Consider the following 19,387-nt stretch of genomic DNA (forward strand, 5'->3'; position numbering starts at 1 on the left):
TGTAAAAGTTGGCACGACCTTCGCTATATCAAGCCATATAACTTACAAAGGCAAGGATAGATGCGATGAAAACCAAGACTCTTGTTACCGGCGTGGCTTTGGCAACTTTGATTGGGGTGACGGCTGTGGTACCTGCCATGGCGCATGGAATCAATAAAGACAGCTGCGATGTAAACCTGAATTATGACATTTCTCTTGAACCCAAAAAGCTGGTGCTGAGCCAGAAAGGGGATGAGTTTTATCGCTTCGAACCCGGCAAATTGTATGTGGAAGGCAAAGAAGTTGTCCTGACTGCTGAGCAGCGCGCGCTGGTCGACAGCTATGCCGACAGTGTGTCCCGTCAGGTACCCGAATTTGTTTCCTTGGTGGGTGATGCTGTTGGTCTGGCGAGCCAAGCGGTTAATACCGCTCTGACGCCTTTGCTTGGTGAGGATACCGGCAGCCGGGTTGCTGAGCTTATGGATAATGTTAATGAACGCCTGGGCGAGGTGATGCACAAAAATGGCGACAGCTACTACATAGGCGTGACCGACGGCTCCATCGATGAGGTGTTTGACAAAGAGTTCGAACAGGAAATAGAAAATCTGGTGCAGGAATCAGTAGGCACCCTGATGGTGCGGCTCGGCACCGAAATACTGTCTGCAGAAGGCGATAGTTTCGAAGCCAAGATGGAAGCCTTTGGCAAGAAAATGGAAGCCATGGGCGAGCAGATCGAGCGTGAAATGGAAGCTCAGGCGTCAACACTGGAGGAGCGTGCCAACAAGATGTGTGATGAGTTTGAGACGCTGGTCGCCCTTGAAAGTGAGCTGCGTACCAAGGTGCCAGCCTTGTCAAAGCTTGAGCTGGCAGATTCTAAGCCTGAGGCTCTGCGTGAGTAACAGCGGTAAGGAAAGTATGTTGTGAGATATAGGAGTTCAGTGAAATAGTTCAGCAAACATTGTTAGAGACTTCCTTGGTTCATTCCTTGAACGTTTGGCCCCATCCCTGGGGCCTTTTTTTATTCAGCTGAAATCACTTACAGCACGGCAGAAGTGGAGACAGTAAGCGGAATTTTGTTATACTGCTAAAAAATAACAAAAAACTCGGTTCATTCCGAGACTCCCTGACTCTACCTTAACGTGCTTTTTTGGTTATCTGATTGATTATCATTGGTTTGTCCTGGTTCTGGTGCCGCCCGAGCCTGGATCGCCGAACATAGCTTAAGGCCACCTTCATGTTAGAACTGTTAGAACCCATTGCCATTTTCACCCATGTTGCCCGGGCTGGAAGTTTCAGTGCTGCAGCAAGGAAACTTGGAATCTCCAAGTCAAAGGTGAGCACTCAGGTGGCTGATCTCGAACATAAGCTGGGTGTGCAACTTATCCAGCGTACTACCCGCAGCCTGAGTCTGACCGAGGCCGGTCATCTTTTGTATGTGCAGGGTGAAGAGCTGCTGCGGGATGCAGATCAGGCCGTTGCCAGTGTGCATAACCTTAATGATGCAACCCGAGGTGTACTCAAGGTGGGGATTTCCCAGTCCTTCGGTACCATGCATATTATTCCTGCCTTGCCCGAATTCATGACCCGTCATCCTGAGCTTGAGCTGCAGGTAAGTCTGCTTGATCACAAGGTAGATGTGGTCAGTGAAGGGCTGGATTTGCTGCTGACCATGTCAGAGCAGTTGCCGCTGGGTATGGTTGCCCGCCCACTGATGAAGTGTCAGTTTTTGCTGGTGGCTTCTCCTGATTATATTGCCCGCCATGGTGAGCCAACCCGTCCGGAGCAGCTGGTTGACCATAACTGTCTGGTGTACCACGGTGAGTGGCATGAACACAGTGTATGGCAGTTCAAACGTGGTGACGACTACTGCGAGATTGGTGTGTCGGGTAACTTCCGGGTGGATAATGCCCCGGCACTGAAATCTGCCGCCGTAAGTGGTTTGGGGGTAGTGTACCTGGCAAGCTATTTGATGGAAGATGAAGTGAAGAAGGGGACTTTAGTGCCGCTGCTGCGTGATTGGCAGTTGACTCATCATCTGCCGTTGCAGGCTGTTTATCCGCGCCGTAAGCACTTGGCTCCCAAGGTAAGTTCCTTTATCGACTTCATCAAGAATCATATAGGAACACCACCTTATTGGGATGCGCCGTATCAGGATTTATACGCCGAGCGTCGATGAATATCTAAATTCATTGTTTCGATTTCGGGATAATGTTGTGATCTTTGTCGTTGTTGGTGTGAAAATGGTAATTAAATCATTGATCTAACTAGTGACAGAAAACCGGCTTCAAGGCCGGTTTTTTAGTGCTTGCTAAAGCACTTTTTTATATGTCACTTGCACTCTGTTTGTTAATAAATACAATAGAACGCAATTGGATTGGGGCGATTTGAGCCCGTATCGACAGGGAAATGACCCCTTCTGCTGTTGATGCGCAAATCATGCGATTCGCAGTCTCAAGACAATGCCGGCAGAGTTTATGATTAAAACGGTCCGGCTTTGAAACCATCATCCTAGTATTTGGTTTACCCCGGACGTCATGCCGGGGTGATTTTTTTTCACCATACTGGTTTTCTGACGGAACAGATTTCGCGCCCTGTACCCTACCACCCGCCGAATAATCAGAATGAGCGGCACTCGGGGAGCAAAGCAGAAAAACGCCACAACTCAGGTTGTGGCGTTTTTTTGTTTGGAGCCTGCAGTCCTTTGGCAAGGAGATATATTCTTAATGAAATAAATAGCGCCAGCGGGTGCAGACTCCTATGGTTGAATACTACAATTTAGCGGTGCTTTTCTTGGTATCCTGCGCCCAGTTTTGCACTTGACTTTCAAGTACATCTAAAGGGAGCGGCCCATTCTTAAGCAGCAAAGTGTGGAATTCGCGGATGTCGAACTTGTCCCCAAGCGACTTTTTAGCGTAGGCCCGAAGATCCAGAATACGGTTCATCCCCACTTTATAAGCTGTCGCCTGTGAAGGCATAACAATATGGCGCTCAACCATTTTCACCGCATCAGATTCAGCGTTGGGTGTATTATTTACGTAGTAAGAAATTCCCTGCTCGCGGGTCCACTTCCTGGCGTGGATGCCGGTGTCTACTACCAGGCGGCAGGCTCGCCAAAGTTCCATTGCCAGACGGCCGAAGTTTGAATATGGATTCTGATACAGGCCCATCTCACGGGGAAAATATTCGGTATACAGACCCCAGCCTTCAACATAGGCGGTGTAGCTGCCGAAGCGGCGGAATTTGGGCAGACCTTCCAGTTCCTGGGCAATGGCAATCTGCATATGGTGGCCGGGCAAGCCTTCGTGGTAGGCCAGGGCTTCCATCTGGTACTTGGGCATGGCCTTCATGCTGTACAGGTTGGCATAGTAGGTGCCGGGGCGACTGCCGTCCGGAGAGGGCTGGTTGTAGAAGGCCTTACCGGCGCTCTTTTCACGGAACGACTCAACCGGCTTCACAATAAGCCCGGCCTTGGGTTTGATCGCAAAGACTTCATCGAGACGTGATGACATGTTGTCAATCAGGGCCTTGGCATCGTTGATATAGGCGGCCTTGCCTTCATCGGTTTCCGGATAGTAGAACTGCTCATCGTTGCGCATAAAGATAAAGAAGTCTTTCAGGCTGCCTTTGAAGCCCACTTCTTTCATGATGTCGCGCATTTCATTGTGAATGCGCTCCACTTCCTTAAGCCCCAATTCGTGGATGGCGATGGCATCCATGTCGGTGGTGGTGGTGCGCTTGAGGGCATTGTTATAGAAAGCATTGCCGTCAGGCAGCTTCCACACGCCATCTTTGTTATCGGCACGTGCTTCCAGGGTGCCCAGATACGTTATCAGATCGCTGTAGGCCGGTTTAACTGCGTTTTTCAGTGCCGCCTCGGCCTGGGACAACAGCTCAGCACGCTCTGCATCGGTGATCTCCAGCTTTTCCACTTTACGCTTGAAATCGGCCCACAGGGTGCTGTCGGCGCCGTTTTCAAACGGGGCACCCTTGATGATGTTGTTGCTGTCGTTGATTACATGGGGGAATACAAACTTGGGCGCTATGATGCCTTTGGCGGCTCTAAGCTCAAGCGCATCTTTAAGCTGAGCAAAGCGCTGTGGTACGCCATTGAGGCGGCTGATGTAAGCCTTGGCATCGTCGATATTGTCGACCATATGTTGGTTGATAAGTATCGATGCAGTGAGTGAGTGCACGCCGTACATCTGGTTTACCGGATAGTTGTGCAGGCGCCATTTGTGGTCGGCAATCTGATTTTCCAGCCGCTGAATCGCCAGGGTTAAGCTAAGGGCAGTCTGCTCATCCAGCTCGCTTGAATTAACGGCCTGCAGGCGTGCAAGCTGTGATTTGGCCCGCTCCAGTTCCTGCTCGCTGGCCGCTTCACTGATTTCATCCCATTTGCCATAGTCGGCGCCCTTGATACCCAGCATGGTTTGGCTGATGGGGCTTGCCATCACGTTTTCCATAAACAGGGTTTCAAACAGGGCGTTGGCCTGCTCAGATGCAGACAGTGCCTGCTGCTCGGCAGCAGTTTTGATGGGTTCAGCAATGGCCAGTGAAGGAACCGTGCCCAGTGCTATCATCAGACTGAGGGTGAGAAAGGCTTTATTGTTTTTATGAGTTGAGAACATTGGCTGGCTTTAGCTTGGTTGATTTGCAATGGGATCATCCTAAAGAAGCCAGTGTTAAATTTCAGAGTTTAGTGTTAGGAAATGTTTCGATGTGCGCGGTATCACGGCTTTTTCAGTCAGCCGTGAACCTTGCGCACTCAAAGATCATAAAAACTGCGACAGCAGATCGTTGACGAACATATGGCCCTTGGGGGTAAGGGTCCAGTGGCTGTCACTGATCTCTATCAGGCCGCGCTCGGCGGCGCTTAGCATGCCCCCGGCAATGGTGTCAGCACTGATACCTGTGCGTGCTTCAAACTCGGCCTTGGGAATAGGGCTCATCAGCCGCAGTCGGTTCATCAGGTACTCGAGGGGTCGGTCTTCTTCAGCTACCTCTGAGCACTCGAACATAAAGTCGCTGGCACCCAGATAACCCTTGGGATGCTTAATCTTTACCGTGCGCACAATGCGGTTTTCTGTCGCCAGAGTCAGTTTGCCATGGGCGCCGCAGCCGATGCCGAGGTAGTCGCCAAACTGCCAGTAATTGAGGTTATGGCGACACTGGAAGCCCGGTTTGGCATAGGCCGAAATTTCGTATTGCTCATAGCCAAGCGCCGCCAGTTTTTTCTGACCCTGTTCGTAGATGCGCCACAGATCTTCATCATCAGGCAATTGCGGCGGCCGCGAATGGAACAGGGTGTTGGGCTCAATGGTGAGCTGATACCAGGACAGATGCGGCGGGTTCAGGCTGGCGGCAGTATCGATATCGGCCATGGCCTCTTCGAAAGACTGATTGGGCAGACCGTGCATCAAATCCAGGTTAAAGCTTTGATAACCAGCGGCTTTGGCAAGCTCGGCGGCGCGGGTGGCTTCATCCTTGCCATGAATGCGGCCAAGCAGATTAAGCTTGTCTTTGGAAAAGCTTTGCACCCCAACCGACAGGCGGGTGACTCCGGCGCTGCGATAGGCGCTGAAATCGTCATGTTCCAGGGTGCCGGGGTTGGCCTCCATGGTGATTTCGATATCGGCTTCAAAGGGGATGCGCTGCTTTACGCCATCCAGCAGCCTGCCAATGGCGCTGGCATCAAACAGCGATGGCGTGCCACCGCCGATAAAGATGCTGTGCAGTTTGCGGCCCTGAACATAACCAAGGTCGGCATCCAGATCCTTCAGCAAATCGTCGACATACTCTTCCTGCGGCAACTCACCCTGCTGGCCATGGGAGTTGAAATCACAATAGGGACATTTTTGCACGCACCAGGGGATGTGTACGTACAGGCTCAGCGGTGGCAGCGTCAAAGAAGGGCTGCCCTGGATCACGGCTCGGCTCATAGAATTCAGATGATACCTTTGGCCTTGAACTCAGCCAGCAGCAGCGCCAGCGCCTTGCCGCGGTGACTCACGGCGTTTTTGGCTTCGGACGACATTTCTGCTGCGGTCAGCTCGCCGCCCTGGGCGATGAAAATCGGGTCGTAGCCGTGGCCATTATCGCCTCTGGCTTCAAAGCCTATCTGTCCTTCCCAAGAGGCCTGGCAGATGATGGGGGTTGGATCCTTGGCGTGGCGCATAAATACCAGCACGCACTGGAAGCGGGCACGGCGCTCAGTTTCTTGTTCGAGTGCGCCAAGCAGCTTTTGCCAGTTGTCGGTGTCTTTGGCGCCAACGCCTGCATAGCGGGCGGAATAGATGCCGGGGGCACCTTCGAGGGCGTCAACTTCCAGACCTGAGTCGTCGGCTATGGCCGGTAAACCGGTAATGGCGGCGGCGTGGCGGGCCTTGATGATGGCGTTTTCAACAAAGGTGGTGCCGGTTTCTTCAACGTCGGGTACCTGAAACTCGCTTTGAGCTACAACCTCAACGTCAAACGAAGAGAACATTTCATTGAACTCTTTCAGTTTTCCTTTGTTGCCACTGGCAAGAACCATCTTTTTCATCATAACCCCCAAATAGGCCTGGAAGGCGCGCCCCAGTAGGGTTTTATGCGCCGTGTCAATGTGGCGCCATGATACCCAAGGACACCTTCAAAGGACAGAAAAAACAAAGCCTGCGAATGCAGGCTTATCGGCTGTGAAATCTGTCAGTCTATGTAGAACTTCTGCTTGAATTTCAACGTGGTATTTAGCTTGTTACCGCTTTTGACCGCAATCTGGAAGTTGATTTCCTCGTCGTTGCGAACCGGCACCTCGGCAATGTAATAGATTGCCGCGCCTTCGCGGATTTCACGGAACTTGAGCTCCACCTTGGCATCCAGCAGGTTATTGGCGACGCCGCTGATTTCGACCGGCACCGCTGGGTTGCCCGCTTCGGCGGTGTCGAGCACGGCAATATTGACTATGCCCTTGTAGCTGGAACGCTCAATGCCATAGTTTTTGGCTATGGTGGGGGTGAGGAAGGTACTCGGCAGAGCCATGTAGTGGATATCGTACTGACCTACCTGTTCCTTTTGTTCGGCGCTGGCCAGACCACAGAGGCTGGCGGTCAGTACCAATACTGCGCAGAGTTGACGCAACATAATCCTGTCCTCCTGAAATGGACGTATTGCATAAGTATAAACCGGCGAAACGCGACTGACATTTCGCCGGGGTGGCTGTTTTATAAAAACGCGTTGAAATCTTCCGGGATTTGGCTGGGGCTTTTGATACGGATGAGCTTGTGGCGGCCAAGTTCGCCGCGCTCAATGACCACATCGCCCTTGGCGACTTTAAAGCGCTTGGCCAGCAGCTTGCAGATATGGGCATTGGCCTTGCCGTCCACCGGTGGCGCTGTGATGGCGAGTTTAAGCTCCTCGCCGTGCAGCCCCATCAGGTCGTCCCGGCTGGCCTTGGGCTGAACGTACAAGGCCAGCAGCAGATCGTCGTTATCGTATCTGATGGCTTGCATCAGATATAAGCCCAGAAGGGCACGTATTGCGACAGCAGCATATTGATAAAGTTAAGGGCGATAAACACCACCAGTACCGACAAATCCAGGCCACCTATGGGTGGAATGATACGGCGTAGCGGCGCCAGCACAGGCTCGGTCAGCTGGGCGATGACCATGATAAAGGGGTTATAACCCTGATTGAACCAGCTGAGGATGGCGCGGATAAGCAGCATCCAGAAGAAGAGCACACCGGCGTTTTTAATCACCGCCACTACTGAGTAGGCAAGTATGGTGGGCAGGTTGATGACAGCCCCTGCTATCAGGGTCAACACCAGCATTTTCACTACAACAACGGTAATGGCCAGCAGCACGGAGGCGGTGTCTAGTTTGCCGATAGGAGGCAAAATGCGGCGCAGCGGTGCAATCACCGGATGAGTGGCCTTTACCACAAATTGGCTGAAGGGGTTGTAAAAGTCGGCTCTGGTCAGCTGCAGCCAAATCCTTAAGATCACCACCATCAGATAGAGGTCAAACAGGGTGTTAACCAAAAAAACCATCGCATTCATGAAGTTTGCCCTTAGTTTCTAAAACGGGTTTAAACAATCAGTTCTCAAAAATCGTATCGTTAAAAGCTTTTGGCCATTTCCTCGGCGCGCCTGATGCAATTGCCCATGGCATCCTTAACCAGGCTGCGAAGTCCACCGGCTTCGAAGGTGGCAATCGCCTCGGCGGTGGTACCGCCCTTGGAGGTCACATTGGCCCTGAGCTCAGCTGGGGTGAGATCCGGATTTTGCTTGACCATGGCCGCAGCGCCAACGGCAGCCTGTTGCGCCAGGGTGCGGGCGTCGGCTTGTGGCAGACCCATCTGCACACCGGCTTCTATCATGGCCTCAATAAACAGAAAAAAATAGGCCGGTGAACTGCCTGCAAGTGCAATTACCTTATCGATTCCAGACTCATCGGCGACCCACACCACATCGCCACAGGCGCGCATCAGGTGCTCGGCAAAAGCTTTGTCATCATCGCAGATCCCCGCTGGGGCATAAAGGCCTGTCATCCCCAGCCCCAGCTGCATAGGGGTATTTGGCATGGTGCGGATAAGTTTGACCTGCTTGCCGAAGTAATCATGATAGCGGCTTTCGGGGATACCCGCGGCTATGGTGATAAGCAACTTGCCGTCGATAACCTCGGCCAGCGCTTCGCAAACCCCTTGCATCAGCTGGGGCTTCACCGACAGCAAAATTACATCGGCATTGCTGGCGCTTTCGAGGTTATCGTGGGAGGTATTGATGCCGTAATCGGCTGCCAGCGCCTCAAGTTTGGCGGCACTCGGGTTGGTGGCGGTTATTAAGGTTGAGTCGTAGCCGCTTTTTACCAGTCCACCGATGATGGCCCGGCTCATATTGCCGGCGCCGATAAAACAGATTTTCTTTTGTTGCATCTACAGGGCCTCTTGGGCTGTGTCATAGGGTCAATATGGGGGCCGGGTGCTGCAAAAACAATGCGATCGGTAAAAATCAGCCTGCTGAAATCGGCCCAAGTTTTATGGTTAGTTCAGGTTGAAGTGCCGTAGTCGCGTTCGCCAAAAATGGCACTGCCAATACGCACCATGGTTGAGCCTGCGGCGATGGCAAGTTCCAGATCGCTACTCATGCCCATGGACAGGGTGTCGATTTGTGCCCGCTCCCCGTGGCTTTGTCTTAGGGCATCGAACAGGGTTTTCATGGCGCCAAGCTCGGCGCGGGCGCGGGTTTCATCTTCGGTGCCCGCCGGAATCGCCATCAGGCCTCTGAGTTTCAATTGAGGCAGGGCGCAGATGACGTCGGCAAGGGCCGCAATCTCATTACCGCCGATGCCGGACTTACTGTCTTCTTCGCTGATATTCACCTGAATCAGCACGTTAAGCGGCTTTTTACTACCCGGGCGCTGGTTTGCCAGTCGGGTCGCCAGCTTTTCTGAGCTTAAGGTATGCATCCAATCGAAGTGTTCGGCTACCAGACGGCTCTTGTTGGATTGCAGCGGGCCGATGAAATGCCACTCGATACCGGGGCAAATGTCGCCAAGGGCTTCTATCTTGGAAACCCCTTCCTGAACGTAGTTTTCACCAAAGCTGTTCTGCCCGGCAATAAAGGCTGCCTGAATATCCGTAACAGGTTTAGTTTTACTGACCGCAAGGAGTTTGATTTCTGATGGGTTTCTTGAAGAATTTTGCGCCGCTTGGGTGATTCGCTGCTGGGCGAGAGCCAGTCTGTCTGCTATTGTTGTCATCATGTAATCAATCGGTTGAATGGATATCCCATACCATGGAAATCACAGAGTTACTGGCGTTTAGTGTAAAACATAAAGCCTCGGATCTACACCTGTCTGCCGGGGTTCCCCCGATGATCCGTGTGGATGGCGAAGTGCGTAAAATCAATCTGCCTGCACTCGATCATGCCGGCGTACACTCCTTGGTGTACGACATTATGAATGACAAGCAGCGCAAAGACTATGAAGAGCACCTGGAAATCGACTTTTCCTTTGAAGTGCCCAATCTCGCCCGTTTCCGTGTGAACGCCTTTAACCAGTCCCGCGGTGCAGCGGCGGTGTTCCGCACCATTCCCAGTCAAATTCTTACCCTTGAGCAGCTGGGCGCGCCGGAAATTTTCAAAAAAATCGCCAGTTTCCCCCGTGGTCTGGTGCTGGTAACCGGCCCAACAGGTTCCGGTAAGAGTACCACCCTGGCGGGTATGATTGACTACGTTAACGAAAACCGTCACGACCACATCCTGACCATCGAAGACCCTATCGAATTTGTGCATCAGAACAAACAGTGTCTGATTAACCAGCGTGAAGTGCATCGCCACACCCACAGCTTTAACGCCGCCCTTCGAAGCGCGCTGCGTGAAGACCCCGACGTGATTCTGGTGGGTGAGATGCGCGACCTTGAAACCATTCGTCTGGCCATGACGGCCGCAGAAACTGGTCACCTGGTGTTTGGTACTCTGCACACCACCTCGGCAGCCAAGACCATTGACCGTGTGGTTGACGTATTCCCCGCCGGTGAAAAAGACATGGTGCGTACCATGTTGTCTGAATCGCTGCAGGCAGTAATTTCCCAGACGCTTATCAAGAAGATTGGCGGCGGCCGGGTGGCTGCTCACGAAATCATGATGGGGACTCCGGCAATCCGTAACCTTATCCGTGAGGACAAGGTGGCGCAGATGTATTCGGCTATTCAAACCGGTATGGCCCATGGCATGCAGACCCTCGAGCAATGTCTGGCCAATCTGGTGAACCGTGGTCTCATCACCCGTGAAGATGCCATGGCCAAGAGTTCCAACAAGCAGGCGACATTTTAAGGATTAACCATGGATGTACGTCCCTTTTTGAAGGTGATGGTCGAGCGTAAAGCCTCGGATTTGTTCATCACCGCAGGCTTTCCTCCCAGTGCCAAAATCGATGGTGAGCTGCGGCCGCTGGCGGAAAATCCATTCAGCCCGGCGCAGTCGCTGGATTTTGTTGAATCGCTTATGAGCGATGCGCAGAAGAAAGAATTTCACGAAAGCCGCGAATGTAACTTCGCCTTTGCCGCCAAAGATCTTGGGCGCTTCCGTGTGAGCGCTTTCTGGCAACGTGAATCGCCAGGCTGCGTAATGCGTCGTATCGAGACCCGTATCCCTGAGATGGAAGATCTGAAACTGCCGCCGGTACTGAAAGATCTGGTGATGAGTAAGCGTGGTCTTATCATCATGGTGGGTGGTACAGGTACAGGTAAGTCGACCTCGCTCGCTGCCATGGTGGGTTACCGTAATGGCCACGAGCGCGGCCATATTCTGACCATCGAAGATCCGGTGGAATTTGTGCACGACCACCGCAAGAGCATCATTACTCAGCGGGAAGTAGGCATAGATACTGAATCTTTTGATGCGGCACTGAAAAGCTCGCTGCGTCAGGCGCCGGACGTAATCCTTATCGGTGAGATCCGCAGCCAGGAAACCATGGAATTTGCGCTGTCGTTCGCTGAAACCGGCCACCTGTGTATGGCAACACTGCACGCCAACAACGCCAACCAGGCGCTTGACCGTATCATGCACCTGGTGCCTGAGAGTAAGCACCAGCAGCTGTTGTTCGATTTGTCGCTGAACCTGCGGGGCATTGTGGCTCAGCAGTTGGTGCCCAAGGCTGATGGTACCGGCCGCCGTGCAGCCATTGAAATTCTGATTAACACCCCTCGGGTGTCCAGCATCATTCAGAAAAATGAGCTGCATCTGCTTAAAGACACCATGGCCAAGTCCAACGAGCAGGGAATGCAGACCTTCGACCAGGCGCTGTTCAAACTGTATCAGGAAGGTGAAATCAGCTACGCCGATGCGCTGCACCATGCAGACTCGCCAAACGATCTGCGTTTGATGATTAAACTGGCTGGCTCTGAAAGTACCGGTTCTGGCTTCCTTGAGGGCGTGACCCTGGATATGGACTGACGCTTTATGATGAAAAAAACCAGGCGTATGCCTGGTTTTTTGATCGCAGCGGCCGCTTGTGGCGTACTCTCATCTATACCAAGCGCTTTCCACCATCGGACAACGAATGCCGGGAAAGGTCACTGAAGACATCAATACTCAGGAGTCAGGATGCGTAGTTTATTGTTTTCATTACTGTTGATTGCAGGTGTTTATCCGGTAATGGCAGAAGTACAGGCCACTGAAGCTCGGGGCGGCGCGGCGCAAACAGTGGGCGATCAGGTTGCTTGCCCTGCGTATCTCAACCATGAGTTTCGAAAGCTGCATTCCAGCGAATCGGTCAACCTGTGCGACATTGCCGCTGGCAAGCCGGTGCTCTTTATCAACACCGCCAGTAATTGTGGTTTTACCCCGCAGTTCAAGGCGCTGGAACAGTTAAACAAGGAATACGGCCCCAAGGGGCTGGTGCTGGTGGGTTTCCCTTCCGATGATTTCTTTCAGGAAGAAAACGATGAAAAAGACACGGCCAAGGTGTGTTATCTCAATTACGGGGTAACCTTTACCATGTTGGCCACATCTGCTGTGCGCGGCGGCGATGCCAACCCTGTGTTTGAATATCTGGGGGATAAAGCCGGTTCGCCCAAGTGGAATTTCTATAAGTATCTGGTGTCTGCCGATGGCAACGAAGTGAAGGCTTTCAACTCACGGGTGAAGCCCGACAGCCTGGAGCTTAAGGCAGCTATTGAAGCTGTGTTGCCCAAGGCGCTCTAAGTTCTAACGAGCGAGTTCAGGCTGAAATAAAAAAACGCCGGCGATGCGGCGTTTTTTGATGGCGACATCAGGCGCCATATTGATTTTCAAAGTAGCTTTCTACAATCAATACCGCCGATACAGCATCAACCTGACCTTTGGTCAGTGCCTTGAAACCGCCAAGTTCAAACAGCCTGGCCTTGGCATCTGCCGTGGTCAGGCGCTCATCCTGGGTGGCAATTTTCACCCCGAAGCGGCCATTTAAGCGGTTGGCAAACTTGCGCGCCCGCTGGGTCATTTCCTGCTCGGTACCATCCATATTCAGTGGCAAACCAATCACCAGTAAATCAGGTTTCCACTCGTTAATCAGCTTGCCGATGTCATCCCAATTGGGGATCCCATCCTGCGCCTTAACCGAGGTGAGCGGATTGGCGCTGCCGGTAATTGACTGGCCTACGGCGATACCTATGCTCTTGGTACCAAAATCAAACCCCATCACTGTACTCATCAGGCGTGTCCTGTCTGGCTGGACACCTGCCAAAGCTCAAACCCCAGGGCTTTGCTGGCTTGCTGCCATCTGTCTTCATGGGGCAGGGCGAACAGAATGTCGTCGCTGGCGGGAATTGTAAGCCAGCTGTTGTCGGCAAGCTCCTGTTCGAGCTGACCGGCACTCCAACCGGCATAGCCCAATGCCACAACAAAGTCTTGTGGGGCCTTATCTGTGCCAAGGGAAGAGAGAATATCCCGCGAGGTAGTGAGCATCAGCTCGTCGGTCAGCGGGCTGGAATTGGTCCAACCGCTTTGGGTACTGTGCAGCACGAAGCCGCGTTCCGGATTCACGGGGCCACCAACCAACACCTGATCGCGGGCCTCACTGAGCAAAATACCTTCATCAGGTAACAGTTCAAGCTGGGCAAGCAAATCCCTGACTGACATGCCCACTGGGCGGTTGATAATAAGCCCCATGGCACCCTTGGCATCGTGCTCGCACAGGTAAATAACGCTGCGGTCGAAAAAACCGTCATTAAGGCTGGGCATGGCAATAAGCAAATGATTTTTAAGACTGTCCATAGGCCTAACCTCCGGCGAGTTTAACCGTAAAGCCTTGCTTTTCCAGCAGGGATTTAAGCTGTTCGCGATTGTCGGTTTGGATTTCAATATCAAAGTCTTTGACCGTACCGCCGCAGCCGCACTGCTTTTTCAGTTTTTGCGCCAGCTCTTTAAGGTCGCTAACGTCCAGCCCCAGGCCTTTAATCACGCTGACACCTTTGCCTTTGCGGCCTTTGCTGTCTTTGTGAATACGGACTACGCCATCCCCTTTGGGGACTTCGGCCTGTTCCTTGGGCTCATCGATTCTGCCTTTATCTGTGCTGTAGACCAGTAATACGTTCGGATCGATTCTCATTTTTCGATGCTTCTTCCACGGGGCATTTTTGCCAGTTTACCAGAGTGCACGGGCATTTGGCTCCTGGACAAATGACAAAAGCCACCCGCAGGTGGCTTGTCTTACTATCAGGTCTGACAATCAGGGCTTAAAACATCAGCAGTAGATTGGTCAGCAGCAGTGCTGAGGTCAGCAGCAGCGCAGGCAACATAAAGCGGCGCAGGCTGGGCACAGTTAAAATGGCACTCAGTGCCAACATTGCCAAAGCCAGACTGGCAGGCAGTAACTTTTCCTGAGTGATTTGGGTGAGCAGCAGCCAACTAGTCACCAGCAGAGAAACCAGCAACAGCCCAGGGTTGGCGAGACTGGGGTTGTGGGTGTTGATTTCGGTACTGACTTTGTTGGAAGCCGGTGCAAAAAAGAAGATGCCCGAGCCAATTACGATGGCAGCAATAAACCAATACATCAGCAAGCTCCTATAAAATGCGATTGATAATGATTATCAATTATCATTATGTCAGGGTCAAGCATTGCTTAAAAATCGTGATATTTTTCAGTTGTTACTCACAAAAATGGCAGTTAAGCTGAAACCAATTTACTGTCCTTCTGTCTTACCCTGCAGAAGAATCGCTTTTCGGGGAAGTTATTATGAAAAAACTTATTATTGCAGCGGCTGCCCTGGCACTGAGTGCATGCTCCAGCCTGAATACCAGTTGGGACTTCGACCCAGGTGTCAGCTTTAACCAGTACAAAACCTATTCCTGGGTTGAAAAACAAGGCGATGAAGCCGGTTACCATCTGGATGGTTTGATGGATCAGCGGGTACGGGATGCCATTGAATCCGAGCTTAACCAAAAGGGCATTACCAAAACCGACAAGGCCGGCGCTGATCTGCTGGTGAACTATCTCACCAAGGTTGATAAGAAAATCAATGTAGATACCTTCAACACCAACTACGGCTACAACCCATACTGGGGCCCAGGTTGGGGTTGGGGTGGCCAGGTGCAGACCCAAACAACTGTGCGTGAGTATGAAGTAGGAACTCTCATCATTGATTTGATTGATAATAAAACCGGAAAGCTGATTTGGCGTGGCTCTGTGGCTGACACCATTCGCGATAAAAACACCCCGCAGGAGCGCGAGGCCAAGGTGCGTGAAGCAGTCTCCAGTGTGATGATGAATTATCCGCCCAAGCCTGAAGGCAAGTAACTGCAAAGCAGTAAGCCTTTGTAGGCTAATACAATACTTGAGTAATCAAAAAGCGACCGGGGTCGCTTTTTTTGTAGCTGATGCCCTTGATAGCCAAGGTTATTTTAGTCGCAGAGCTGTCCGCAAATGTTGTCCCAGCGGTGATATCAGCAGGTTGCATAGCCTAATGTTCACATTGGTCAGCCATTTTGTGGGTTTGAAAAGGATGGGCCGCCCTGGAATCAATCTTTGACGAAATTCATGCATCCGCCAGATGCTTTGGTTGTAAGCCGCAGTCATGGATTTGCTGTACAGATTTAATCAAAAGGAAACCGTTTTGGGTTTACAGCGCTGCGGCAAGTTGTGGTTCGATAATGACGTAGTGCCGATATTGGCGTCGTTGCCAACCGTACAACTAATAAACCTGCTAATTGATTTCTTGGTATCACTCGACCAAAGTCGAGCAGCCCGTCATAGGGCAGGTTGTTATGCTTGCTTCCGGTGGCTGATGATTTTAAAGCCTGGACTACGCAACCACCGGCCTTAGCGATGTTCAGATATCGCTGAAATCCACCTTTTTCGGAACAGGCTAAGAGCAGAAGGCGTAAGCTATGCAGGCATTTTTGGCATCCTGGTTTGAGAGTTTGGAAGGGGGCGATGCGCCCGATGCCGCACTGGCAAACCACTGGCGGGAACTGATCCAACAGGCCGCCAATGGCGAGCTGGATGACTGGCAATCCACTCCTCCCGGAATGCTGGCGCTGATTTTGCTCTTCACTCTGGTGCCAAAGCGGCTCGGGCTGCCAAGCCCTGAGCGCTGGCAATTTAAGGCGCGCGCCCTGTGTATCAGCGGTATCCGCCGTGGCTTTGATACCCAGCTTGATCTTTGTGGCCGTTATGGTTTTTACGCGCCACTGTTTCACTCCCGACTGGACGAAGATAAATTACTGCTGTCACGGCTGCTCGGTGGCATGCGAGCGCTTGCTGCTGATACGGACCCCGAACTTTGCCGACTGGCTCAATGGCGAGGCTGGTGGCTTCAGGCAGGTTTTGACCTGTCTGTTGAAGGACTGCAAGACTTAGGTTGAATTCCTCACAGCAATTGCTAGCCTTATTTCCTGTAAAACAAAATACTTTTTCTTTGTAAATTAAACAGTAAAATATATTTTGTTTATCATGGACTCTATTGAGCCCGAATCGGCGTGGATCATTCTGCGTCTGAGATGATACATCAGGGATTTCACTATGGTTCCGTGGGTAAAATATTGTTTGCTGCTGGGGAGTCTGTCGGTGCACTCTGTCTGGGCTGTTGGCGATGAAGACGCAGACGGGGTTCCTGATTATAAGGATGCTTGTCCAGGTACACCTGCCGGTAGTTTTGTTGGTGCAAACGGATGTATTGTGCCGCTTCCCATAACCCCACCTGTGTGTATGCTGACACTGGACATGCAGCCTTACCCGGCTGATTGTGAGCAGGCAGAGATCCCCACGATATATTTTGAGTTCGGTTCGGCTTTGGTTCCCTTTGATGATTCTTCTTTGCTGGCGCAGTTGGTTGAACATATAAAGGATAAGCAGGTGTCTGTTCTGCTCCGTGGGCATACGGACATAATTGGCAGGGATGATCTGAATAAAGAGCTATCCCTTGCCAGGGCTGAAAATGTGGCAGCTGTGTTGAATCAGGATTTTGGTATTGCCAGAGAGAGGATTATGCTGGAGTCTTGTGGGAATTCAGAACCCGTTGCCTCGAATGACACTGAGCTGGGCCGAGCACAAAATCGTCGTGTGGACATTTTGATTATCGTTGAGTAAAAAGTATTTCTACAGTTTAAGGGAGTAATTTAATGGAACATATCCAAGCACTTCTCGAGCAGGCGCCCGAGCTTATGATGGCCTATGGTCTCAAAGTTGTTTTTGCGATCATTATCTTTTTGGTGGGTAAATACATCTCTAACGTGGTGAAGAAAGTTACCACCAAGGTAATGACCAACCGCAAGATTGATCAGACAGTCACTTCTTTTGTGGCTAATCTGGCATGGGCGGTGGTGTTTGTATTTACCATCATAGCCACACTGGGCCAAATAGGTGTGCAGACTGCCTCTCTGGTTGCAGTAATCGGTGCCGCCGGTCTGGCCGTCGGTCTGGCGCTGCAAGGTTCGCTGTCAAACTTTGCTGCCGGTGTGCTTATGGTGCTCTTCCGTCCCTGCCGTGTGGGTGACTTTATTGAAGCGGCAGGTATTGCTGGTGTGGTAGATGAAATTACCATCTTTTCTACCAAACTGCGTACCGGTGACAACAAAGTTATCATCGCGCCCAACTCAGCCATCATGAATGGCACTATTACCAACTACTCCGCCATGGACAAGCGCCGTGTCGATTTGGTGATCGGCGTGTCTTACGATGCAGACATCGCACTGACCAAAAAAGTCCTCACTGACATTCTCGACAACAATCAGTTTGTGTTGAAAGACCCATCCTATACTGTGGCTTTGGCCGAGTTAGGTGCATCTTCTATCGATTTTGTTGTACGTCCCTGGGTGAAAGGTGGTGATTACTGGGCGGCAAAATTCGAGCTTTTAGAGCAGATCAAAAATGCGCTGGATGCGAATAACATCGGCATTCCTTATCCACAAATGGATATTCATGTGAAAGAGCTGCCAGCCACAAAGTAACATCGTGCATTAAAGAGCCGGCAATAGCCGGCTCTTTTTCATGCTCTGCTCTGGCGGTTGTTATGTGATTTTGTAACACTGCATACTGGTTTAGATTGGTTCAAATGTCACACCCACTCAGGGATTATGATTAGGAGCATCATTATGTTAAGAACCCTATTGATGACAGTTTTGGTAGCTTTGTCCCTCAATGCGGGCGCAGCGCAGCGCGCCAGTGTTACCATGGGAGGGAACCCTGTCTCTCTTTCTGGCAGTTTACCTGAGATAGGTCAGCCTGCGCCGGGGTTCAGAGTTGTGGACAGTGGTTTTAATCCCATCGCACTCAGTGACTTTAAGGGGAAAACCGTACTCATCAGTGCGGTGCCCAGTCTCGATACCGGTGTATGTGCTCTGCAAACCAAGCGCTTCAATGATGAAGTGGGTAAATTTGATGAAAAATCGGTAGTGATGCTGACGCTGAGTACCGATTTGCCCTTTGCCCAAAAACGGTTTTGTAAGACAGAAGGAGTTGAGAATATTCAGGTGCTTTCAGATGCCGTATGGCGTAATTTTGCCAAAGAATATGGCCTGCTGATCGAAAACCGGGGTTTGCTTGCCCGCAGTATCTTTATTGTCGACGCAGACGGGGTATTGAGGTATAGCGAGTTGGTGGCAGAAGTCAGCCAGCATCCTGATTATGATGCGGCGCTCAAGGCGCTTGTTGATATCAGTAGTCGCTGACTGGATGTGATGAATAACAAAAACGCCGCAATAGCGGCGTTTTTTATACTGATGAACCTTAATGTGCATGGGGATCCCATTGATAATTAAAGGTAGGCATGGACCAGCGAAAGCGAATAGCGCACATTCTCAGGCCAAAGCCAAGCAACAGACAGCCCAATAAGCTTGGCCAGCCACCAAAGCCACTTATCGCCAGTACGACATAGGCAGAAGCCGTCAATGCGGACGCAAGCGCATAGAATTCGCGCCTGAAAATCAACGGGATTTCGTTACAGAGAATGTCACGAAGTACGCCGCCAAACACGCCGGTGACAACGCCCATGGCCACAGCTACCACAGGGCTGAAGCCCAGCATCAGGGTTTTCTGGGCACCGGTAATGGAAAATACCGCCAGCCCCAGTGCATCAATGGCCAGAAATAACCTGCCCAGATAGCGCATCAGCGGGGCAATCAGTACGGTCAACAGCGATGCGGCCGCAATGGCAATCAAATAGTGCCAGTTGGCAATCCAGATAAGCGGGTAGTTGCCAAGCAGCATATCCCGCAGGGTGCCGCCGCCCACGGCGGTGACCAGACCGATAATCACCACCCCAAACAAATCCATCTGCTTGCGACCGGCCGCAAGGGCGCCGGTCATGGCCTCGGCGAGCACGCCGATAAGCCAAAGGATCATAATGAATTCTGTTTGTGCCACGGTGGCGCTCCAATAGGGTGAAAAGCGCTGCATTTTGCCTGAATCTTTGGCCTTTTCAACCAAGATTAGTTCTGTGTTTGCATTAGATT

Annotated in this window: 23 protein-coding genes; 10 read left to right on the plus strand and 13 right to left on the minus strand. The window is 51.7% G+C overall.

The window, feature by feature from the left end:
* Nucleotides 1-65 precede the first annotated feature (65 nt).
* Together ABYK60_RS06075 and ABYK60_RS06080 are read left to right on the plus strand one after the other, a co-directional pair.
* The gene (locus ABYK60_RS06075) at nucleotides 66-878 is read left to right on the plus strand and encodes a YggN family protein (RefSeq protein ID WP_372871053.1); all 813 of its coding nucleotides are present in this window, start codon (nucleotides 66-68) and stop codon (nucleotides 876-878) included.
* A 335-nt stretch (nucleotides 879-1,213) separates the two neighbouring features.
* Nucleotides 1,214-2,155 carry a LysR family transcriptional regulator gene (locus ABYK60_RS06080; RefSeq protein WP_372871054.1) on the plus strand — a complete coding sequence of 314 codons (942 nt, stop codon included), beginning with the start codon at nucleotides 1,214-1,216 and terminating at the stop codon, nucleotides 2,153-2,155.
* Nucleotides 2,156-2,747: 592 nt separating this feature from the next.
* On the opposite strand, the gene ABYK60_RS06085 is transcribed toward ABYK60_RS06080, so the two are convergent.
* From ABYK60_RS06085 to ABYK60_RS06120, 8 genes are all read right to left on the minus strand, one after another.
* Nucleotides 2,748-4,607 carry a DUF885 family protein gene (locus ABYK60_RS06085; protein WP_372871055.1) on the minus strand — a complete coding sequence of 620 codons (1,860 nt, stop codon included), beginning with the start codon at nucleotides 4,605-4,607 and terminating at the stop codon, nucleotides 2,748-2,750.
* Nucleotides 4,608-4,751: 144 nt separating this feature from the next.
* Entirely contained in the window at nucleotides 4,752-5,918 is a 1,167-nt protein-coding gene (gene hemW, locus ABYK60_RS06090) for a radical SAM family heme chaperone HemW (protein WP_372871056.1), read from the minus strand.
* A gap of 5 nt (nucleotides 5,919-5,923) precedes the next feature.
* Nucleotides 5,924-6,520 (minus strand): RdgB/HAM1 family non-canonical purine NTP pyrophosphatase, encoded by a 597-nt coding sequence (gene rdgB / locus ABYK60_RS06095; RefSeq protein ID WP_372871057.1) that lies wholly within the window; start codon nucleotides 6,518-6,520, stop codon nucleotides 5,924-5,926.
* A 143-nt stretch (nucleotides 6,521-6,663) separates the two neighbouring features.
* Nucleotides 6,664-7,098 carry a DUF4426 domain-containing protein gene (locus tag ABYK60_RS06100; protein ID WP_126167638.1) on the minus strand — a complete coding sequence of 145 codons (435 nt, stop codon included), beginning with the start codon at nucleotides 7,096-7,098 and terminating at the stop codon, nucleotides 6,664-6,666.
* 80 nt (nucleotides 7,099-7,178) lie between these two features.
* Entirely contained in the window at nucleotides 7,179-7,466 is a 288-nt protein-coding gene (gene yggU, locus ABYK60_RS06105; protein ID WP_372871058.1) for a DUF167 family protein YggU, read from the minus strand.
* Nucleotides 7,466-8,014: a YggT family protein gene (locus ABYK60_RS06110; protein WP_372871059.1), complete on the minus strand. Its 549-nt coding sequence runs from the start codon at nucleotides 8,012-8,014 to the stop codon at nucleotides 7,466-7,468. The genes yggU and ABYK60_RS06110 overlap by 1 nt, the downstream gene beginning before the upstream one ends.
* A 59-nt stretch (nucleotides 8,015-8,073) precedes the next feature.
* Nucleotides 8,074-8,889 (minus strand): pyrroline-5-carboxylate reductase, encoded by an 816-nt coding sequence (gene proC / locus ABYK60_RS06115; protein ID WP_372871060.1) that lies wholly within the window; start codon nucleotides 8,887-8,889, stop codon nucleotides 8,074-8,076.
* 113 nt (nucleotides 8,890-9,002) lie between these two features.
* On the minus strand, nucleotides 9,003-9,716 hold the full coding sequence (locus ABYK60_RS06120; RefSeq protein WP_372871087.1) for a YggS family pyridoxal phosphate-dependent enzyme: 714 nt from the start codon (nucleotides 9,714-9,716) through the stop codon (nucleotides 9,003-9,005).
* A 35-nt stretch (nucleotides 9,717-9,751) separates the two neighbouring features.
* Between ABYK60_RS06120 and ABYK60_RS06125 the strand changes: the two genes are divergently transcribed.
* The 3 genes from ABYK60_RS06125 to ABYK60_RS06135 all read left to right on the plus strand — a co-directional run bounded on the left by ABYK60_RS06125 (nucleotide 9,752) and on the right by ABYK60_RS06135 (nucleotide 12,661).
* Nucleotides 9,752-10,789 carry a type IV pilus twitching motility protein PilT gene (locus ABYK60_RS06125; RefSeq protein WP_126167633.1) on the plus strand — a complete coding sequence of 346 codons (1,038 nt, stop codon included), beginning with the start codon at nucleotides 9,752-9,754 and terminating at the stop codon, nucleotides 10,787-10,789.
* A 9-nt stretch (nucleotides 10,790-10,798) separates the two neighbouring features.
* Nucleotides 10,799-11,911: a PilT/PilU family type 4a pilus ATPase gene (locus ABYK60_RS06130; RefSeq protein WP_372871061.1), complete on the plus strand. Its 1,113-nt coding sequence runs from the start codon at nucleotides 10,799-10,801 to the stop codon at nucleotides 11,909-11,911.
* A gap of 201 nt (nucleotides 11,912-12,112) precedes the next feature.
* Nucleotides 12,113-12,661: a glutathione peroxidase gene (locus tag ABYK60_RS06135; protein WP_372871088.1), complete on the plus strand. Its 549-nt coding sequence runs from the start codon at nucleotides 12,113-12,115 to the stop codon at nucleotides 12,659-12,661.
* A 67-nt stretch (nucleotides 12,662-12,728) separates the two neighbouring features.
* Here ABYK60_RS06135 and ruvX read toward each other — a convergent pair whose 3' ends face one another.
* The 4 genes from ruvX to ABYK60_RS06155 form a co-directional block, all read right to left on the minus strand.
* A complete protein-coding gene (ruvX, locus tag ABYK60_RS06140; RefSeq protein ID WP_372871062.1) occupies nucleotides 12,729-13,148 on the minus strand; it encodes a Holliday junction resolvase RuvX in 420 nt (139 codons plus the stop codon).
* Complete coding sequence (locus ABYK60_RS06145; protein ID WP_372871063.1) at nucleotides 13,148-13,711, minus strand: YqgE/AlgH family protein; 564 nt, start codon at nucleotides 13,709-13,711, stop codon at nucleotides 13,148-13,150. The genes ruvX and ABYK60_RS06145 overlap by 1 nt, the downstream gene beginning before the upstream one ends.
* Nucleotides 13,712-13,715: 4 nt before the next feature.
* Nucleotides 13,716-14,045 (minus strand): stress response translation initiation inhibitor YciH, encoded by a 330-nt coding sequence (yciH, locus tag ABYK60_RS06150; protein ID WP_372871064.1) that lies wholly within the window; start codon nucleotides 14,043-14,045, stop codon nucleotides 13,716-13,718.
* A 127-nt stretch (nucleotides 14,046-14,172) separates the two neighbouring features.
* The gene (locus tag ABYK60_RS06155; RefSeq protein WP_372871065.1) at nucleotides 14,173-14,490 is read right to left on the minus strand and encodes a hypothetical protein; all 318 of its coding nucleotides are present in this window, start codon (nucleotides 14,488-14,490) and stop codon (nucleotides 14,173-14,175) included.
* Between the two features lie 182 nt (nucleotides 14,491-14,672).
* On the opposite strand from ABYK60_RS06155, the gene ABYK60_RS06160 reads away from it, so the two are divergent.
* The 5 genes from ABYK60_RS06160 to tpx all read left to right on the plus strand — a co-directional run bounded on the left by ABYK60_RS06160 (nucleotide 14,673) and on the right by tpx (nucleotide 18,604).
* Nucleotides 14,673-15,233 (plus strand): DUF4136 domain-containing protein, encoded by a 561-nt coding sequence (locus tag ABYK60_RS06160; RefSeq protein WP_372871066.1) that lies wholly within the window; start codon nucleotides 14,673-14,675, stop codon nucleotides 15,231-15,233.
* Between the two features lie 590 nt (nucleotides 15,234-15,823).
* Nucleotides 15,824-16,300, plus strand: coding sequence for a DUF924 family protein (locus ABYK60_RS06165; protein WP_372871067.1), 477 nt, complete (start codon nucleotides 15,824-15,826; stop codon nucleotides 16,298-16,300).
* A 157-nt stretch (nucleotides 16,301-16,457) separates the two neighbouring features.
* On the plus strand, nucleotides 16,458-17,024 hold the full coding sequence (locus tag ABYK60_RS06170) for an OmpA family protein (protein ID WP_372871068.1): 567 nt from the start codon (nucleotides 16,458-16,460) through the stop codon (nucleotides 17,022-17,024).
* 32 nt (nucleotides 17,025-17,056) lie between these two features.
* Nucleotides 17,057-17,884 (plus strand): mechanosensitive ion channel family protein, encoded by an 828-nt coding sequence (locus ABYK60_RS06175; RefSeq protein ID WP_372871069.1) that lies wholly within the window; start codon nucleotides 17,057-17,059, stop codon nucleotides 17,882-17,884.
* A gap of 144 nt (nucleotides 17,885-18,028) precedes the next feature.
* On the plus strand, nucleotides 18,029-18,604 hold the full coding sequence (gene tpx / locus ABYK60_RS06180; RefSeq protein ID WP_372871070.1) for a thiol peroxidase: 576 nt from the start codon (nucleotides 18,029-18,031) through the stop codon (nucleotides 18,602-18,604).
* A 58-nt stretch (nucleotides 18,605-18,662) separates the two neighbouring features.
* On the opposite strand, the gene ABYK60_RS06185 is transcribed toward tpx, so the two are convergent.
* On the minus strand, nucleotides 18,663-19,298 hold the full coding sequence (locus ABYK60_RS06185) for a trimeric intracellular cation channel family protein (RefSeq protein WP_372871089.1): 636 nt from the start codon (nucleotides 19,296-19,298) through the stop codon (nucleotides 18,663-18,665).
* Between the last annotated feature and the right edge of the window lie 89 nt (nucleotides 19,299-19,387).

Origin of the sequence: Shewanella sp. (genome assembly GCF_041630135.1) — a bacterium.
Taxonomy (GTDB): domain Bacteria; phylum Pseudomonadota; class Gammaproteobacteria; order Enterobacterales; family Shewanellaceae; genus Shewanella.

Coding starts and splice junctions, on each gene's coding strand:
- ABYK60_RS06175 (WP_372871069.1), top strand. CDS start 17,057: ATGGAACATATCCAAGCACTTCTCGAGCAGGCGCCCGAGCTTATGATG.
- ABYK60_RS06135 (WP_372871088.1), top strand. CDS start 12,113: ATGGCAGAAGTACAGGCCACTGAAGCTCGGGGCGGCGCGGCGCAAACA.
- yggU (WP_372871058.1), bottom strand. CDS start 7,466: ATGCAAGCCATCAGATACGATAACGACGATCTGCTGCTGGCCTTGTAC.
- hemW (WP_372871056.1), bottom strand. CDS start 5,918: ATGAGCCGAGCCGTGATCCAGGGCAGCCCTTCTTTGACGCTGCCACCG.
- yciH (WP_372871064.1), bottom strand. CDS start 14,045: ATGAGAATCGATCCGAACGTATTACTGGTCTACAGCACAGATAAAGGC.
- ABYK60_RS06125 (WP_126167633.1), top strand. CDS start 9,752: ATGGAAATCACAGAGTTACTGGCGTTTAGTGTAAAACATAAAGCCTCG.
- ABYK60_RS06130 (WP_372871061.1), top strand. CDS start 10,799: ATGGATGTACGTCCCTTTTTGAAGGTGATGGTCGAGCGTAAAGCCTCG.
- ABYK60_RS06085 (WP_372871055.1), bottom strand. CDS start 4,607: ATGTTCTCAACTCATAAAAACAATAAAGCCTTTCTCACCCTCAGTCTG.
- ABYK60_RS06165 (WP_372871067.1), top strand. CDS start 15,824: ATGCAGGCATTTTTGGCATCCTGGTTTGAGAGTTTGGAAGGGGGCGAT.
- tpx (WP_372871070.1), top strand. CDS start 18,029: ATGTTAAGAACCCTATTGATGACAGTTTTGGTAGCTTTGTCCCTCAAT.
- ABYK60_RS06120 (WP_372871087.1), bottom strand. CDS start 9,716: ATGACAACAATAGCAGACAGACTGGCTCTCGCCCAGCAGCGAATCACC.
- ABYK60_RS06110 (WP_372871059.1), bottom strand. CDS start 8,014: ATGAATGCGATGGTTTTTTTGGTTAACACCCTGTTTGACCTCTATCTG.
- ABYK60_RS06170 (WP_372871068.1), top strand. CDS start 16,458: ATGGTTCCGTGGGTAAAATATTGTTTGCTGCTGGGGAGTCTGTCGGTG.
- rdgB (WP_372871057.1), bottom strand. CDS start 6,520: ATGAAAAAGATGGTTCTTGCCAGTGGCAACAAAGGAAAACTGAAAGAG.
- ABYK60_RS06075 (WP_372871053.1), top strand. CDS start 66: ATGAAAACCAAGACTCTTGTTACCGGCGTGGCTTTGGCAACTTTGATT.
- ABYK60_RS06100 (WP_126167638.1), bottom strand. CDS start 7,098: ATGTTGCGTCAACTCTGCGCAGTATTGGTACTGACCGCCAGCCTCTGT.
- ABYK60_RS06145 (WP_372871063.1), bottom strand. CDS start 13,711: ATGGACAGTCTTAAAAATCATTTGCTTATTGCCATGCCCAGCCTTAAT.
- proC (WP_372871060.1), bottom strand. CDS start 8,889: ATGCAACAAAAGAAAATCTGTTTTATCGGCGCCGGCAATATGAGCCGG.
- ABYK60_RS06080 (WP_372871054.1), top strand. CDS start 1,214: ATGTTAGAACTGTTAGAACCCATTGCCATTTTCACCCATGTTGCCCGG.
- ABYK60_RS06160 (WP_372871066.1), top strand. CDS start 14,673: ATGAAAAAACTTATTATTGCAGCGGCTGCCCTGGCACTGAGTGCATGC.
- ABYK60_RS06155 (WP_372871065.1), bottom strand. CDS start 14,490: ATGTATTGGTTTATTGCTGCCATCGTAATTGGCTCGGGCATCTTCTTT.
- ruvX (WP_372871062.1), bottom strand. CDS start 13,148: ATGAGTACAGTGATGGGGTTTGATTTTGGTACCAAGAGCATAGGTATC.